Genomic DNA, 15,940 nt, shown 5'->3' on the forward strand with positions numbered 1-15,940 from the left:
GGCCCTGGGTGGGCGGCATACCCACCCAGGGCCGGACCTGTCTCGGTCCGGTCTCCGGCGCCGAGCCAGATCCGCCCGGTTGGAAGGAGGAATCCCGTGCAGTCTCATCCATGCGCCGAGCGGCTACCGCTCGTGGAGCAGGTGCACGGTTGTGCCGTCGCCGATCCGTACCGCTGGCTCGAGGACGCCTCGGCCGCGAAGACGACGCGATGGCTGGAAGACCAGGACACCCTCTGGCTGGAGTACGCTGGCTCGTTGTCCAGCCGGTACCGCTTCCGCAACGAGGTGCGAGCCCTCTCGAACGTCGCCGGCGTGTCCACCCCGATCTGGCGAGGCAACCGCTCGTTCACCGTCCGCCGGGAGCCCGGCCAACAACACCCGGTCCTGTACGTCGCAAGCCCCGAGAGGCCACTGCTTGATCCGTTGCAGCTGGACCCGACCGGCCTCACCACGCTCGACGGATGGCAGCCTTCCCCGGACGGAAGCAAACTCGCCTTCCAAGTCTCGCGCGGTGGTGACGAGCAGTCCGTCCTCTACATCCTCGACGTCGACAGCGGTCAGGTCGTCGACGGCCCGATCGACGGCTGCCGGTACGCCCCGATCGCGTGGCTTCCGGACGGAAGCGCCTTCTATTACGTCCGTTTCCGGCAGGTTAGACGCCACCACCTCGGCGTTCCCGAGGACACCACGATCCTCGCCGGCGAAGCGTCGTACGGTCTGGAGATCAGCACGGACGGCCGCTGGCTGACGATCTCCGCGGCCCGCGGCGCGGCGAACGACCTCTGGCTGGCGGATCTCGCCGGCACCGAGCCACCGGCCCAGCTCCAAGCGGGTATCGACGCGACCACGATCATGACGGTCGGCCCCGATGGCCGCCTCTATGTCGTCACGACGCGCGATGCTCCCACCGGGCGCATCTGCGTCGGCGATCCCACAGATCCCACTCGCTGGCACGACTACGTCACGCCTGATGCCCCGCTGACGGGCCTCGCGATCCTCGACGATGTCGTACTGATCAGCACGAGCAGCGCGATCACCGTTCACGATCGAGAATCCGGACGGCAGCTCAGCGCTGTCGACCTGCCGGGCGTCGGCTCGGTTGGCTCGTTGACCGCGCGCCCCGACGGCGGAACGCAAGCATGGTTCACCTACACAGACAGCGTCACGCCGCCGGTCGTCTACTGCTACGACGCCACAACCGGACAGGCGACCTCGCAGGCCGGCAACGACGCCTCGATCGAGGCGGAGACGCACGTCCTCACCTACGCCTCCCCCGACGGCACCAAGCTCCAGCTCACGGCGATCACCAAGGCCGGCAGCCACGGACCGCGGCCCACGATCCTCTATGGGTACGGCGGATTCGGTCAGACGCTGTCTCCGACGTACTCGGCGTTCGCGCTGGCCTGGGTCCAGGCCGGCGGGACCTTCGTGACCGCGCATGTGCGCGGTGGAGGTGAGCGCGGCGCGGATTCACACCAAGCCGGGACTGTCCACAACAAGCAGAAGGTCTTCGACGACTTCATCGCCGCGGCCGAGCATCTGATCGCCGAAGGCTGGACAACCCCGGACCAGCTGGCGCTCTGCGGCGAGTCGAACGGCGGCCTGCTGGTTGCGGCGGTGCTGACTCAGCGGCCAGAGCTGTTCGCGGCCGCGGTCTGCTCGGCGCCGCTGACCGACATGGTTCGCTACGAGCTGTCCGGGCTCGGCGAGCGATGGGTTCCGGAGTTCGGGTCCGTGCAGGATCCGGAGGAATTCAGGACCTTGCTGGCCTACTCGCCGTACCACCAGGTCGCTGCCGGCGTGAAGTATCCGGCCGTTCTGTTCACCGTCTTCGGCAACGACACCCGCGTGGATCCCTTGCACGCAAGGAAGATGTGCGCCGCTCTTCAGCATGCGACCGAGAGTCTGATCCTGCTCCGCAACGAGCCCGACGCGGGTCACGTGACCGGCGGTATGGGCCTCGCGGCGGACATGTTGGCCTTCATCTGCGACCACACCGGGTTGACGCCGTGATCACCTTCGGCGAGGTCGCCAAGCATGGGCGTGGCTGGCTGCCGTTGATCGGCCTGAACGCCCTGATCGGCAGCGCTGTCACCCTCGCCCTCCCCACGATCCTCGGTCACTCGGTCGACGCGATCGTCGCCCACACCGACTACACCAAGTGGTTGATCGCCGCGGCCGCGTTGATCGCGCTGGGGATCGCGGCGAGCATCGTCGACGCGTTCGCCGGCGCGGCCTGTGTCGCCGAAACCACGGCCTGGCTACGGCATCGCCTCGTTCGGCACGTGATCAACGGCGGCCCGGAGCGTACTCGCGACTTCGAGACCGGCGACCTCGTCACCCGAGTCTCGGCGAACGCCACCGACGCGGCCCAGGCAGGCCCCGCGGCCGTGACCGCGGTCGCGGCCATCGCGCCTCCGATCGGCAGCCTCGTCCTGCTCGCGGTGATCGATGCCTGGCTCGCCGCCGCGTTCTTCGGTGGCGTGCTGCTGGTGATCTTCGTCCTCTGGACCTTCGCGAAACGCACCGCCAACGTCAGCCTCGCCTACCAAGAGACCCAAGGCCGCATCGCCTCCCTGCTGTCCGAATCACTCACCGGCATCCGCACGATCACAGCCGCCGGTACGGCGGAGCGCGAACAACGCCGCATCCTTGGCCTCCTCCCCGAGCTGCACCGCCACGGCGTCGTCACCTGGCGCATCCTGGCCCGCTCCGGTGCACAGGCGGCGATCGTGGGTCCGCTCGTGCTCGTCGCCGTCCTGGCCGTCGGCGGCCTACAACTCGTCTCCGGCCACATCACTGCGGGAGAGCTGTTCGCCGCGTCCCAGTACGCCGTGCTCGGCGCCGGGCTCGGCAATCTGACCGGTGTGATCGGCGAGATCGCCCGTGCCAAGGCCGGTGTCCAGCGAGCCGCCGAGGTGATCGCGATCGAGCCGGTCGCCCATGGTTCGCTGCCCCTCCCCTTCGGGCCAGGGCACCTGAGTTTCAACGGTGTCAGCGTCATTGCGGGTGGGAGTGTCCTGCTGGACAACGTGAATCTCGACCTGCCGGGTGGCGCGACGGTCGCGGTCGTCGGGCCGAGCGGTGCCGGCAAGTCTGTTCTCGCGGCGATCGCGGCCCGACTCCGCGATCCATCGGCCGGACAGGTGTCGCTGGACGGCGTGCCGCTGCAGGCCGTTAGCCGGCACGCCCTGCGCAGCGCGGTCGGGTGCGCGTTCGAGCGCCCACAACTGGTCGGGCGGACGATCGGCGAGGCCATCGCACCGGACGCCGTCAGCCCGATCCGGACGCTGGCTGCCGCGCGCGCCACGCACGCCCACGATTTCGTCAGCCGACTGCCCGACGGCTATTTCACTTCGTTGCGCAAGGCACCAATGTCGGGCGGTGAACGCCAACGCCTCGGCCTGGCCCGGGCCTGGGCCGCGAGCCGCCTGCTGGTCCTGGACGACGCGACCTCGAGCCTCGACACGGCCACCGAGCGGCAGATCAGCCATACCCTGATCGAGGATCGGCACCACCGCACCCGCCTCATCGTCACGCACCGCTCGGCCACGGCGGCCCGCGCCGACCTGGTCGTCTGGCTCGACCACGGCCAGGTCCGGGCCGTAGGCCACCACGCCGACCTCTGGCACAACACGTCGTACAGACAAGTCTTTGGATGAAGCGAGAGCTGGCGTACGGCGCTGCCGCGTTGAAGAAGCGGGCCACGATCGGACTGATCGGGTGGTCGATTCCGGAGATCCTGCCGACCGCGGTCTACGGGCTCGCGGTGGCGCATGCGACGGACAGCTTTCTCGGCGGACACGCCTGGCAAGGCATCGCCTGGCTGGGCGGCTTGATCGCGACCGCGTGTCTGGGCGCGGCGGGCGCGCGGCAGGTCTACGGCCGGCTCGGCGCGCTGGTCGAGCCGCTCCGGGACGACCTGGTCCGGCGGGTGGTCGGCGGTGCTTTGCGATCCGGCGACGACAGTGCGGTGGCGCGACTCAATCGGCAGGTCGAGATTGTCCGGGATACCTTCGCGGGATTGGTTCTCGTGCTGCGAAGTTTTGCAATCACATTGTTCGGCGTACTGACCGGATTGTTGTCGCTCGCTCCTTTGGTGGCGGCATTCGTCGTACCGCCGTTTCTGCTGGGATTCGCTTTGTCCCTGGCGGTTTTGGGGATGGCGGCGGATCGGGTTCGGGCTTCGTTGAAGGCGGACGAGGACCTTGCGGCGTCGGCGGGGATGGTGTTCGGCGGGGTGCGCGACATCACGGCGGCCGGGACGGAGGAGTTCGCCGGCCGGCTGGTCGGGGAGCCGATCGAGGCGCATGCTTCGGCCGAGCGTGCCTTGGCCAAGGTCGCGGCACTGCGGACCTTGTGCTTCGCGGTCGGCGGATGGCTTCCACTGTTGATCCTGCTGGCCACCGGTCCGTGGCTGGTTGGACGCGGAGTCAGCACCGGCACACTGCTCGGCGGGCTGACTTACGTGCTGATCGGACTGCAGCCTGCGCTGAGCACCGTGATGGGTGCGCTCGGCGACAGTGGTCTGCGGTACGTGATTACGCTGGGGCGGATCCTGGACAGTTCACCGGCGGCGTCCGAAGGTCACCGGGTCGAGACACCTACAGGGTTCAGCGTCCGTCTGCGCGGGCTGACGTTCGCGTACGGGCCGAACGCCGAGCCCGTGTTGGACAACCTCGAGCTGACCATTCCTGAGGGCGAGCATCTGGCGGTTGTCGGACCGAGTGGTATCGGGAAGTCCACACTCGCCGGACTCGTGTGCGGGATGCTCACACCCACGGACGGCCGGTTGCTGCTGGGCGGCGTACCTCCGGATGAAGTCACCCCGGAGCGGTTGGCGGCGACGCGCGTACTGATCCCGCAGGAGGCGTATGTCTTCAGTGGATCGGTGCTGGACAACGTGACCTACTTGCTGCCTGATGCCACGCACGAGGAGATCGCCGAGGCGATCGCCGCCGTGGGGGCAACTGCCCTGGTCGCGCGGATCGGTGGATTGACCGCCGAGGTCGAGCCCGGTGATCTGTCCGCCGGTGAACGGCAGTTGATCGCTCTCGTCCGCGCGTACCTGTCGCCGGCTCCGCTTGTCGTGCTGGACGAGGCGACCTGCTTCCTCGATCCCGAAGCCGAACGGCGAGCCGAGGAGGCGTTCGCTCGCCGCGGCGGGACGCTCATCGTGATCGCACACCGCATCAGCTCTGCCTTGCGGGCGCGGCGCATTCTCGTCCTCGACGGCAACAAGGCGGCCCTGGGCACGCACGTCAGCCTGATGCGCACCTCTCGCCTGTACCGCGACCTGCACGGCAACTGGGCGCCAACCCCTCACCAGGAAAGGAGAAGACAGGAGCGCAGTCAGATCCAGCCCGCGTCCTGAGCCTTTCGAATCGCCTCGATCCGGCTGCGCGCGCCCGTTTTGGCCAGGATGCGGGACAGATAGTTTCGGACCGTGCCGGCGCTCAGGCTGAGCGTCCGCGCGACCTCCTGCGCCGTCGCTCCCGTCGTGACCTGCCGCAGCACCTCGCATTCACGATCGGTCAGGGGATTGTCACCCGCCTTCAACGCCGCGACCGCGAGCCGTACGTCGACCACCGGCAAACCCTTGGCCACGTCGCGCACCGCCTGCACCAGCTGGTCGGTGGTCGCATCCGTGGCGATCAACCCGATCCTCGGCGCCTGCTTCACCAGCGACAGGCTGGTCGCCGCGATCGCCTCGTGGTCGATCAGCACCAGCACACCAGGCGCGGTCAGCTTCCGGCACAACTCCTCGATCCGGATCCGCCCGGGCAGCTGTGGATCGAGCAGCACGACGTGCGGCCGACGGCCGGCCACCTGGAGGACATCCTCCGAGCGGTCGAGCTCGGCCACCACGTCCAGATCGTTCTCCCTTGACAGCACCGCGGCCAGTGCACCACGCACCAGTGTGCCGCGATGCCCGAGAGCTACTCGGATCACCGCTACTGCCCCCATCACGTCCGTCGCCTCATCCAGCGGTCGCCGCGCCGCGGCGGAAAACCAACTGCCGGACGGCGGTGCCCGTGTTTCCATCAACGAGCGAAGTCCGCGAATGGCACGCATGAATTGACACACTGCCCTACCTGCGCAGCCGAACTCCCTCGATCGAGCCGGCCGGGCAAGGCGTCGTACAACGCCTGGCCGGACGCCGACCGGGACATCATCCGCGAGCTCACCGTGGAATGATGCCGGAACGCTATTTCCGGCGGGTGGAAACAGATCGGTGCCGGGCCTGAACTACCCCGCTCCGGAAACACCCAAACCTGCCACTCCGAACTCGGGAAACCGTCCAGTTGTTGGGCTTTCGGTACGTCAAGCGACCGAAAAAACCCGGGGCAGATCGCGGATTGGTCTTGCATTTCCGGCAATGGTCGCACAGGATGACTTCCGTCGCGTCGTTACCGTGGCGTGACCATTCGGACGCCCTTCTGTGATCCTGTCCGGATGCCCCTCCCCTCCCCTGAACGGGGGGCCTGGTGCGTTCCCACCATGCCCAAGCTCGACAAGGAGCGCGTTACCCATGTCCAAGGCCCGACATGCGCGCCCCCGGCGATCGACTCGCCGGGTGGCCCGGACCCTCACCATCGCCGGCCTCGGAGCCGGCATCACCGCCGCCGGCGCCGGTGCGGCGTTCGCCTCTGACTACACGGTCAAGGCCGGCGACACCCTCTCCGAGATCGCTCAGGCCAACGGTGCCAACTGGCACGAGCTGGCCAAGATCAACCACCTGAAGGATCCCGATCTGATCCTGATCGGGCAGACCCTGACGCTGGACGGCGTGACGAAGACCGCCGCACCGCGCAAGGTCACCCCGCGCAAGGTCGCCGTGAAGGTCGAGACCACGAAGGTCCGCAAGGTCGAGCGCAAGGTCAAGACCAGCCGCTCCGAGGACCGGTCCGCGCCGAGCACCAAGGTGAACCTGAGCGGCGCCTGGGCCAAGGTCGCCAACTGCGAAGCCAGTGGGAACCCGCGGGCCGTCAACCCGGCCGGGTACTACGGCCTCTTCCAGTTCGACCTGCAGACCTGGCGCAGCGTCGGCGGCACCGGCAACCCGATCAACGCATCGGCAGCCGAGCAGCTCATGCGCGCGAAGAAGCTGTACGCGCAGCGGGGCAACTCCCCGTGGCCCGTCTGCGGCCGCTACCTCCCCTGACCCCCCGCTCCAACCCCGGTCGGGTGGCGGTAGACCGTCCTCCCGCCACTCGACCGGCCCTCAGGACTTCGTGATGACGAGCATTTCGTCGGCGCCGACCTGGAACTCGTAGGGCACCTTCCGGATCTCGTACCTGACACCTTCCAGGCCCTCCAACATGTCGTGCAGGTACGGCACGGGCTCGCCCGCACCCTGCATGACCAGCGGGAACACCCGGACCTCCGCATTGCTGACGCGGATCAGCTCCCGGAGCGCGGTCTCGTGCCACTCGCGGTCGTACTTGTCGGACCACGTGAAGAGCAGGTGCGAGCACAGCACCAGCTCGAACCGGCCATCGCCGAACGGCAGGTCCGGCAGACCGGCCGCGATATAACGCTCGGGCGTGGCGGCGATGTCCTGCAGGAACCGGTCAGCGGCCTCGACCCGAAACTGGTCCTTGCGCTCCGGCGTCCCGTACCAGTGCCAGACGAAACTCCCCTGGTGCTCGTCGATGATCCCCGACGTGGCCGGCAGGCTGCGCCGGACCGTGTCCACGAGCTCGGACTGCTCCAGCTCGTACGCCGGATCCACCGCGATCGCATCCACGCCGCGTTCCGCGGCCTCGGCGGTGAAGCTCGCACCTCCGGCACAGCAGTCGAGCACGGAGTCGGGGAGTTCCTTCAGGTCGAACATCGCTTCGTACTCGGCGTACGAGCGCGAGGTCACCAGCACGGGTCTACCTTTCGACGGTTGTCCTGCGGCGCAACCGGCGGTCCAGGAGGGTCGCTCCGGCCGCCAGAGCCAGGAACAGTACCGCGACCAGCAGACAGTTCAGCAGCACCCGTCCATACCCGAGATCCGTGACATTGACGAAGTCGTACGGGTAGAACCCGACGAACTCGCCGCGGACCAGCGTGAACGCGATCCACAGCAGCGGGTAGACGATCGACCACAGTGCGATCCGCGGTTCGGTCGCGCCACGCGGTCCGAACAACAGCCAGCCCAGTACGCCGAGCACCGGAGCTGCTGTGTGCAGCAGGAAGTTCGCCACCTCCGCCCACCCGTGCAGGGAGTCGTGGCCGGCGAGCACTGCGTGGTAGACGATCCCGGTCACCGCGATGCACAGAACGCCGTTCAAGCGAAGTGTCTTGAACAGCGTGCTCTCCGGGCGGTCCGGCTGGAGCGCGAGCATCAGCGTGGTGCCGCCGAGCAGCAGGTTCGACTGGATGGTGAAGTACGCGAACACGTTGAAGACGCGGTCCGGGTTGTCCGGGAAGAACCCGTCGGTCCCGTTCGCGGTCACGATCAGCTGAATCACGATGCCGGCCACCACGACCAGCGCGGTGACTCCGGCCCAGATCCGCCCAGTCGTCGTCATGGTCGCAATGTACGACGACCGGGCGTAGTCAGCGGGGATCTCAGGCCGACTGCTTCTCCTTCGCCGCGGGCTCACCGCTGTGGACGGAGTAGCTGAACGAGACGATTGCGTCGATGCCGAGGATCATCGTCCAGCCGTACGCCGGACCGAGGGCCGCGTTCCACCCGTCACCCGACAGCAGGCCGAGTCCGATCATGATCACGACACCGATCACGTACGCGAGCAGATGGCGGTACCACCCGGCGCGCTCCCGACGAGCCCGGTCCGGACCATCCATCGGCGGCTTGGCCGGCCGCGGCTCGCCACCCAGGTAGTGCGCGGCCCACTTGTCCGCCCACTGCAACGTCTGGTGGCCGAAGCCGACGCTGACACCGATGAAGATCGCGGCCAGCGAGTGGTTGAAGTTCAGCTCTCCGCCGCGCTTGAGGTCGAGCACGCTGGCGACCAGCAGCACCACGTCGACCAGCGGCGCCGCGGCCAGCAGCACCAGGCCGAGCTTGCGCAGGCGGAGCAGATAACGCGTCACGAGGCCGGCGGCGAGCAGGACCCAGAAGCCGATCTCACACGCGGCGATCACAGCGAGCAGCACAGTGGTTCACCTTCCCCGAGAGATTTATTAAGTACGGTCGTGTTACAAAAGACTCTAACACAGCTGTGCTAAAAAGGACGCGTGCCGAAGATCGTCGACCACGAAACCCGCCGCGAGGAGATCGCCGAAGCGCTCTGGCGGGTCGTCCGCCGCGACGGCATCCGCGCCGCCTCGGTCCGGACCATTGCCGCCGAGGCCGGCTGGTCCGCGGGTGCCGTCCGCTACTACTTCCCGGACCAGGACGGCCTGCTCAGCTTCGCGATGGACCTGGTCAGCAGCCGGGTCCAACAGCGGGTCGAGGCCCTCGGGACCAACGGCAGCGCGCTCACCATCGCGCTGCGCTACCTCGAGCAGGTCCTTCCGCTCGACGCCGAGCGCCGCGCCGAGTTCGACGTCTGGCTGGCCTTCATGGCCCAGGCGCAGGCCGAGAGCGGCGCCGACACCCTGCATCGGCACGTGGACAAGGTGCACAACGACCTGCGCCAGTTGTGCGGCACGCTCCTGGGCGCACTCGGCGCGGCCGGGGCCCTGAAGGACGGTCTCGACCTCGCGCTCGAGGTCGAGCGTTTGCATGCCCTGATCGACGGTCTCGCCCTGCACGCCGCGATCCAGCCGGACCACACCACGCCGACCCGGATCCGGCAGCTCCTCCGCCATCACATCGAGTCCCTGCTGGCCTGAAAAGCCTTACAAACCAAGGTGTGTGTCCGGTTACAGACAAGATTCGAGGAGACCTGACTAAAACCCCGCGCTGCGTGGCACGATCACCTGCATGGAGACCGAGGGGGTCATCGTCGTCAGCGGCATCATGGCGGCTGGAAAGTCATCGGTTTCCCACCTGCTGGCCGAGCGATTCCAGTACGGCGTCCACCTTCGCGGTGATGTCTTCCGCCGGATGATCGTCAGCGGCCAGGCCTCGATGCGCGACGACAGCGCCGCCGCCCAGAAGCAGCTCCAGCTCCGGTACCGGCTGGCCTGCCAGGTCGCCGACGGTTACGCGGAGGCAGGCTTCACCGTGGTTCTCGAGGACGTGGTCATCGGCGAGCTGCTCCGCGAGTTCCTCGACGGAATCACGACCCGGCCGCGGTACCTCGTCGTACTGACACCACGCCCCGAGGTCATCTCCGGCCGGCTCGGCGGCGCACATCACCTCGTCGACGAGCTCGACTACGAACTGCACGCCTTCAGCCCGCGTCGCGGCCTCTGGCTCGACAACTCCGACCTCTCCCCCGGCGAAACCGTCGACGCCATCCTCGGCCGCCTGGACGAGGCCCGCTTCGAGTGATGGCGACTCCCCTTACTCGGGGGTAGTTTGGCCGGATGGCGACCACAGTACGGCGGACCTCGTGCAACCTGTGTGAAGCGATCTGCGGTGTCCTCGTGACCGTCGAGGACGGCCACGTCACCGACATCCGCGGCGACGAGTCCGACCCACTCTCCCGTGGTCACATCTGCCCGAAGGCGGTCGCGCTCCGCGATCTCCAGGAGGATCCCGACCGCCTGACCACCCCGGTACGACGGACATCGGACGGCTGGCAGGAGATCGGGTGGGAGGCGGCGTACGAACTGATCGTCGACAAGCTGACCGGCATCCAGAGCGAGCACGGACGGAACTCGGTCGGGATCTACCTCGGCAATCCGAACGTGCACAGTCTCGGCGCGCTCACCCACATGCCGACGATGGTTCGGCAGCTCAGGACCCGGAACAAGTTCAGCGCGACCTCGATCGACCAACTCCCGCACATGTTGGCGTCGTACCTGCTGTACGGGCATCAGCTGATGGTCGCCGTCCCCGACATCGACCGGACGTCGTACCTCTTGATGCTTGGCGCCAACCCGCTCGCGTCCAACGGCAGCATGATGACCGCGCCGGGATTCGGGCGGCGGCTCAAGGACGTGCGCAAGCGGGGTGGCACGGTCGTCGTGATCGACCCGCGGCGTACCGAGACGGCGGCGGTCGCGGACGAGCACCACTTCGTCCGGCCGGGCACGGATGCGGCGTTCCTGCTCGCGGTGATTCATCAGGTGATCGCGGCCGGTCATGCGCGGCCGGCGTCGTACGTCGACGGCTTCGAGGCGGTCGAGGCGGCGGTCGAGCCGTGGACCCCGGAGCGTGCGGCCGGGGTCACGGGGATCGGCGCGGACGTCATCCGGCGGATCGCGCGTGAGTTCGCGACCGCCGATCGGGCTGCCTGTTATGGGCGGGTCGGCGTGTCGACGCAGCAGTTCGGGGCGATCTGCCAGTGGGCGATCCAGGTGCTCAACATCATCACCGGCAATCTCGATCGGCCCGGCGGGACGATGTTCCCGCGGCCCGCGCTGAACCCGCTGCTCGGTCTCGGCCGCGGGCATGTCGGGGTGTGGAAGAGCCGGGTCCGTGGGCTGCCCGAGTTCGGTGGGGAGCTGCCGGTGTCGACGATGGCCGAGGAGATCCTGACGCCGGGTGACGGGCGGATCCGCGCCATGGTGACGATCGCCGGGAACCCGGTGCTGTCCACGCCGAACGGCCGCAAGCTCGACGAGGCCTTCGATTCGCTGGAGTTCATGGTCGCGGTCGATCCCTACATCAACGAGACGACCCGGCACGCGGACGTGATCCTGCCGCCCGCGCCGCCACTCGAGCGCGATCACTACGACGTCGTCTTCCACCAGCTCGCCGTCCGGAACACTTCGCGCTGGAACGACGCCGTACTGCCGAAACCCCCGCAGGCCAGGCATGACTGGGAGATCTTCCGCGACCTCGGTCTCGCCTTCGTACGACGGACTCCGGTCAGTCGGCGCCGCATCGAGGCCACGGCGCGGTTGCGGCTGTCGCCGAAGCGGATCGTCGATCTCGGCCTGCGGATCGGGCCGTACCGGTTGTCGCTCCGCAAGCTGCGTCGGTCGCCGGGTGGGGTCGATCTCGGGCCGTTGCAGCCGGCGCTGCCCGGAGCGCTGCACCACCAGAGCAAGCGGATCGATCTGGCCCAGCCGATGATCCTGAACGATGTGCCACGGCTGTCGGAGCTGCCGGTCGCGGTCGACGGCGAGCTGTTGCTGATCGGGCGGCGGCATCTGCGCAACAACAACTCGTGGATGCACAATTCGGCCAGGCTGGTGAAGGGCAAGCCGCGGCATCAACTGCTGATGAACCCGGACGATCTGGACCGGCGGGAGCTCGCCGACGGCCAACTGGTCACGGTGACGTCAGCCGCCGGCTCACTCTCCGTAGAAGTTGCCGCGAGCAACGACATGATGCCGGGCGTGGTCAGCCTCCCGCACGGCTTCGGCCATAACCGCCCCGGCACCCACCTCACCATCGCCAACCAACTCAAAGGCCCCAGCGCCAACGACATCACCGACCCCAACCTCACCGACCCAGTAGCCGGCACCGCCGCAGTCAACGGCGTCCCCGTCACAGTCACCCCCATCTAGCCCCCACCCGCCGACGGATCCCGGACAACCGGTCCCGGGCAACCGGTCCCGGGCAACCGGTCCCGGGCCCATTTCAGGGGCCGGCCCCTGAAATGGTGGGTTGCGGACAGTGAATACCGGTGGCTAACCCACAATTTGAGGGGCCGGCCCCTCAAATGTGGATCCGCGGGGGGCGGTTGTCAGGGGGGTGGGCGGCCTGAGCTTTCTCGGATTATGAGGAGGGGGGTGGAGTAGAGGTGGGACTGGGGGTGGGCGCCGTTGATGAGGTCGAGGAGGCGGTGGGTTACCTCGGCGCCGTAGGTGACGATGTTGTGGCTGAGGGCGGTGAGGGTTGGGTGGGTGATGCGGCACAGGGTGGAGTCGTCCCATGCGACCAGCGTGATGTCGTCCGGCGTACGCAGACCTAGTCCCTGGACGACGGCCAGGCCGGCGACTGCCATCAGGTCGTTGTCGTAGATGATCGCGGTCGGCCGCGGTCCGACCGTGAGCAGCTCACGGGTGGCTGCGGCGCCCTGTCCGGCGGAGAAGTCGGTGTGGCGGACCTGCCCGTCGAGATCGAGCCGCCGGCGGGCCACCTCGAAGGCCCGATCGCGAATCCACACGTCGCCGAACTCCGGCGGCCCACCGACCCGGGCGATCACGCGATGGCCGAGCGAGGCGACGTGATCGAGGGCCGCGTTCATCGCCGCCGTACCGTCGGTCCACACGCACGGCATCCCGTCCGCGAGCGCCGGATCGCCCACCAGCACAGCCGGCAGACCTAGCCGCCGGAGCAGCGGGATGCGCGGATCCGCGACCCTCAGGTCGACCACGATCACGCCGTCGACCCGGCGCTCCGCGGCCCACTTGCGGTACGTCGCCTGCTCCTCGTCGAGATCGGCGACGACCTGCAAGGCCAGCGCGTACGACTTCTCGCCCAGCACGGACTCGACACCGCCGATGAAGCCCATGAAATAAGGCTCCTCGATCAAGGTCTGCACACTCCTGGCGAGGACGAGCCCGAACGTCTCGCTCCGCGCCGCGGACAACTGCCGGGCGGCGCGGTTGGGCACCCACTCCAATTCCGCGGCCACTTTCAGCACCCGCGCCCGGGTTGCCTCGGAGACGCCGGGCTGGTTGTTGAGCGCATAGGACACCGCGCCTTGGGAGACCCCACAGCGGCGGGCGATCTCCTTGATGGTGACTCGGGACACGACGAACTCCTCACGGGCGGCCGGACCGTTGACGGTCGGTCCGGAATCCCTCAGTGTGCGCCGATTTCTACAACCTGTCACCACACAACCGCATAGAGTGACTGTTTGATCAAATCGCCCGCGGGTGGGGAAATGCGCCGGAGGCCTCTCAACCGCTGGGCCGAGGGTGGTGTGGGTGGGGCCGGTTGGGATACGGTTGCCGTCGTTACTTAACCGGTTCGGCTTATCAGTCGGCGTGCGGCCCCAGGGCAGCGGGCGAGGCGTCGGCGACAAGGAGAAACCATGGTCGCAGTGGACAACCTGTCCCTCCAGTTGTACACGGTCCGGGGCAAGCTCGAAGAGGACTTCGACGCCACCCTGGCCCGGATCGCGGAGATCGGCTTCACGAAGGTCGAGCCCTTCGGTCTGACCGCTTACGCGGACCGTCTGGCCGACGCGCTGCCCAAGCACGGACTCTCGGCACCCACCACGCACGCGGGCCTGCTCCGGGAAGACAGCGCCCCGATCTACGCCGCCGCGAAGCGCCTCGGCATCAGTACGGTCATCGACCCGCACACGGATCCCGCGCGCTGGCAGGCCGTTGACAGCATCAAGGAGATCGCGGCGAGCCTGAACGAGGCCGCCAAGGAAGCCGCCGAGCACGGCATCACGGTCGGCTACCACAACCACGCCTTCGAGCTGGAGTCGACGATCGACGGCGTGCACGCGCTCGAGATCCTGGTCGACAACCTGTCCGACGACGTGATCCTCGAGGTCGACACGTACTGGGCCGTTGTCGGCGGTGCCGACGTGACCGCGCTGCTCGACAAGTTCGGCGACCGGGTGAAGGCGCTGCACGTCAAGGACGGCGACGGGACGCACGACAACAAGGCCCAGGTCGCGGTCGGCGACGGGGTTGTCGCCGTACGGGACATCCTGGCCGCCGCGCCGAGCGCGCTGCGGGTGGTCGAGCTGGACGACTTCACCGGCGAGATCTTCGACGCGGTCGAGGGCAGCTACAAGTTCCTCACGGGAGAGGGCGCACCTGCATGAAGGAGCGAAGCGAGTTCATCAAAAAGCACAGCGCCACTCGTGCCTCAACGGCGCCCGGAGCGAAGCGAGGACGTCGATGAGCTCTGTCGGTGTTGGTGTGATCGGCGCCGGAGTCATCTCCGACGCCTATATCAAGAGCATGCAGAGCTTTCCGGATCTGAAGGTGGTCGCGATCGGCGACCTTCGGCCGGCGGCGGCGCAGGCGAAGGCCGAGGAGTACGGCATCGAGGCCCACGGGGGTCCCGACGTCGTCCTGAACCACCCGGACGTCGAGATCGTGGTCAACCTGACCATCCCGATCGCGCACGTCGAGGTGGCGCTGGCAGCGGTTGCCGCAGGCAAGCATGTGTGGAGCGAGAAGCCGTTCTCGCTCGACCAGGACAGCGGTCTGAAGCTGCTGGCCACGGCCCAGGACGCCGGCGTCCGCCTCGGGTGTGCGCCCGACACCATCCTGGGTCCGGGTCTGCAGGAGTCACGCCGGATCATCGAGCGGGGTGACATCGGTCAGCCGCTGACGGCGCTGACGCTGATGCAGTCGCCCGGCCCGGAGTCCTGGCACCCGAACCCGGCGTTCCTGTTCCAGGAAGGCGCGGGTCCGCTGTGGGACATCGGTCCGTACTACCTGACCACGTTGGTGCAGCTGTTCGGTCCGGTCGCGGCCGTGGCCGGGATCGGCTCCAAGTCGCGGGACAAGCGCACGATCGGATCCGGTCCGCTGGCGGGCACCGAGTTCGACGTGACCGTGCCGACGCATGTCAGCGCGATCGCACGGTTCGAGTCTGGGCAGTCGTCGCAGAGCATCTTCAGCTTCGATTCCCCGCTGCCGCGCGCCGGGTTCGTCGAGATCACCGGGACGGACGCGACGCTCGCCGTACCGGATCCGAACGGGTTCGACGGTGAGATCAAGATCCGTCGTCGTGGTGGCGACGATTGGGAGACCATCGCGGAGACGAAGGCGGTCGCGCAGCGCGGCACCGGCGTACTCGAGATGGCGCGCGCGATCCGGGCCGACCGGCCGCATCGCGCGACCGGGGCGTTGGCGTTCCACATCGTCGACGTGATGGCCTCGATCACCGACTCGATCGACACCGGTGCGTTCGTCGACGTGCAGAGTACGGTCGAGGTCGCGCCGATCCTGCCGGACGACTGGGACGTCACCGCGACGACCCTCTGAGACCTGTGAGATCAAT

Annotated in this window: 14 protein-coding genes; 9 read left to right on the plus strand and 5 right to left on the minus strand. The window is 68.0% G+C overall.

The features are described 5' to 3' along the window. The first annotated feature begins 96 nt into the window (after positions 1–96). The 3 genes from ACWF4Z_RS17135 to ACWF4Z_RS17145 are packed head-to-tail and all read left to right on the plus strand — an operon-like array spanning position 97 to position 5,374. A complete protein-coding gene (locus tag ACWF4Z_RS17135) occupies positions 97–2,013 on the plus strand; it encodes a prolyl oligopeptidase family serine peptidase (RefSeq protein WP_452244013.1) in 1,917 nt (638 codons plus the stop codon). Next, positions 2,010–3,662, plus strand: a complete 1,653-nt coding sequence (locus ACWF4Z_RS17140; RefSeq protein WP_452244014.1) for an ABC transporter ATP-binding protein — start codon at positions 2,010–2,012, stop codon at positions 3,660–3,662. The genes ACWF4Z_RS17135 and ACWF4Z_RS17140 overlap by 4 nt, the downstream gene beginning before the upstream one ends. Next, positions 3,659–5,374: an ABC transporter ATP-binding protein gene (locus ACWF4Z_RS17145; protein WP_452244015.1), complete on the plus strand. Its 1,716-nt coding sequence runs from the start codon at positions 3,659–3,661 to the stop codon at positions 5,372–5,374. Before ACWF4Z_RS17140 ends, ACWF4Z_RS17145 begins: the two co-directional genes overlap by 4 nt. Here ACWF4Z_RS17145 and ACWF4Z_RS17150 read toward each other — a convergent pair. Continuing rightward, positions 5,353–6,045, minus strand: coding sequence for a response regulator transcription factor (locus ACWF4Z_RS17150; RefSeq protein WP_452244016.1), 693 nt, complete (start codon positions 6,043–6,045; stop codon positions 5,353–5,355). The two genes, ACWF4Z_RS17145 and ACWF4Z_RS17150, sit on opposite strands and share 22 nt — an antisense overlap. Before the next feature lie 487 nt (positions 6,046–6,532). On the opposite strand from ACWF4Z_RS17150, the gene ACWF4Z_RS17155 reads away from it, so the two are divergent. Further along, the gene (locus ACWF4Z_RS17155; protein WP_452244017.1) at positions 6,533–7,165 is read left to right on the plus strand and encodes a transglycosylase family protein; all 633 of its coding nucleotides are present in this window, start codon (positions 6,533–6,535) and stop codon (positions 7,163–7,165) included. 60 nt (positions 7,166–7,225) lie between these two features. Here ACWF4Z_RS17155 and ACWF4Z_RS17160 read toward each other — a convergent pair whose 3' ends face one another. Genes ACWF4Z_RS17160 through ACWF4Z_RS17170 form a run of 3 tightly spaced genes read right to left on the minus strand, consistent with a single transcriptional unit; the run spans position 7,226 to position 9,111 of the window. Further along, positions 7,226–7,876 (minus strand): class I SAM-dependent methyltransferase, encoded by a 651-nt coding sequence (locus tag ACWF4Z_RS17160; protein ID WP_452244018.1) that lies wholly within the window; start codon positions 7,874–7,876, stop codon positions 7,226–7,228. A 4-nt stretch (positions 7,877–7,880) separates the two neighbouring features. After that, positions 7,881–8,522, minus strand: a complete 642-nt coding sequence (locus ACWF4Z_RS17165; RefSeq protein ID WP_452244019.1) for a Pr6Pr family membrane protein — start codon at positions 8,520–8,522, stop codon at positions 7,881–7,883. A gap of 40 nt (positions 8,523–8,562) precedes the next feature. Continuing rightward, positions 8,563–9,111, minus strand: coding sequence for a 2TM domain-containing protein (locus tag ACWF4Z_RS17170; protein ID WP_452244020.1), 549 nt, complete (start codon positions 9,109–9,111; stop codon positions 8,563–8,565). A gap of 81 nt (positions 9,112–9,192) precedes the next feature. Between ACWF4Z_RS17170 and ACWF4Z_RS17175 the strand changes: the two genes are divergently transcribed. The 3 genes from ACWF4Z_RS17175 (at position 9,193) to ACWF4Z_RS17185 (ending at position 12,525) form a co-directional block, all read left to right on the plus strand. Then, on the plus strand, positions 9,193–9,792 hold the full coding sequence (locus ACWF4Z_RS17175; RefSeq protein ID WP_452244021.1) for a TetR/AcrR family transcriptional regulator: 600 nt from the start codon (positions 9,193–9,195) through the stop codon (positions 9,790–9,792). Positions 9,793–9,883: 91 nt separating this feature from the next. After that, entirely contained in the window at positions 9,884–10,396 is a 513-nt protein-coding gene (locus ACWF4Z_RS17180; RefSeq protein ID WP_452244022.1) for an AAA family ATPase, read from the plus strand. 35 nt (positions 10,397–10,431) lie between these two features. Beyond that, positions 10,432–12,525 carry a molybdopterin-dependent oxidoreductase gene (locus ACWF4Z_RS17185; protein WP_452244023.1) on the plus strand — a complete coding sequence of 698 codons (2,094 nt, stop codon included), beginning with the start codon at positions 10,432–10,434 and terminating at the stop codon, positions 12,523–12,525. A 179-nt stretch (positions 12,526–12,704) separates the two neighbouring features. Here ACWF4Z_RS17185 and ACWF4Z_RS17190 read toward each other — a convergent pair whose 3' ends face one another. Beyond that, positions 12,705–13,718, minus strand: a complete 1,014-nt coding sequence (locus ACWF4Z_RS17190) for a LacI family DNA-binding transcriptional regulator (RefSeq protein WP_452244024.1) — start codon at positions 13,716–13,718, stop codon at positions 12,705–12,707. Between the two features lie 282 nt (positions 13,719–14,000). On the opposite strand from ACWF4Z_RS17190, the gene ACWF4Z_RS17195 reads away from it, so the two are divergent. Both ACWF4Z_RS17195 and ACWF4Z_RS17200 read left to right on the plus strand, forming a co-directional pair. Beyond that, positions 14,001–14,750: a sugar phosphate isomerase/epimerase family protein gene (locus tag ACWF4Z_RS17195; RefSeq protein WP_452244025.1), complete on the plus strand. Its 750-nt coding sequence runs from the start codon at positions 14,001–14,003 to the stop codon at positions 14,748–14,750. 76 nt (positions 14,751–14,826) lie between these two features. After that, positions 14,827–15,924 (plus strand): Gfo/Idh/MocA family protein, encoded by a 1,098-nt coding sequence (locus tag ACWF4Z_RS17200; RefSeq protein WP_452244026.1) that lies wholly within the window; start codon positions 14,827–14,829, stop codon positions 15,922–15,924. The last annotated feature ends 16 nt before the right edge of the window (positions 15,925–15,940 follow it).

It is taken from the genome of Kribbella sp. NPDC055071 (assembly GCF_053608045.1).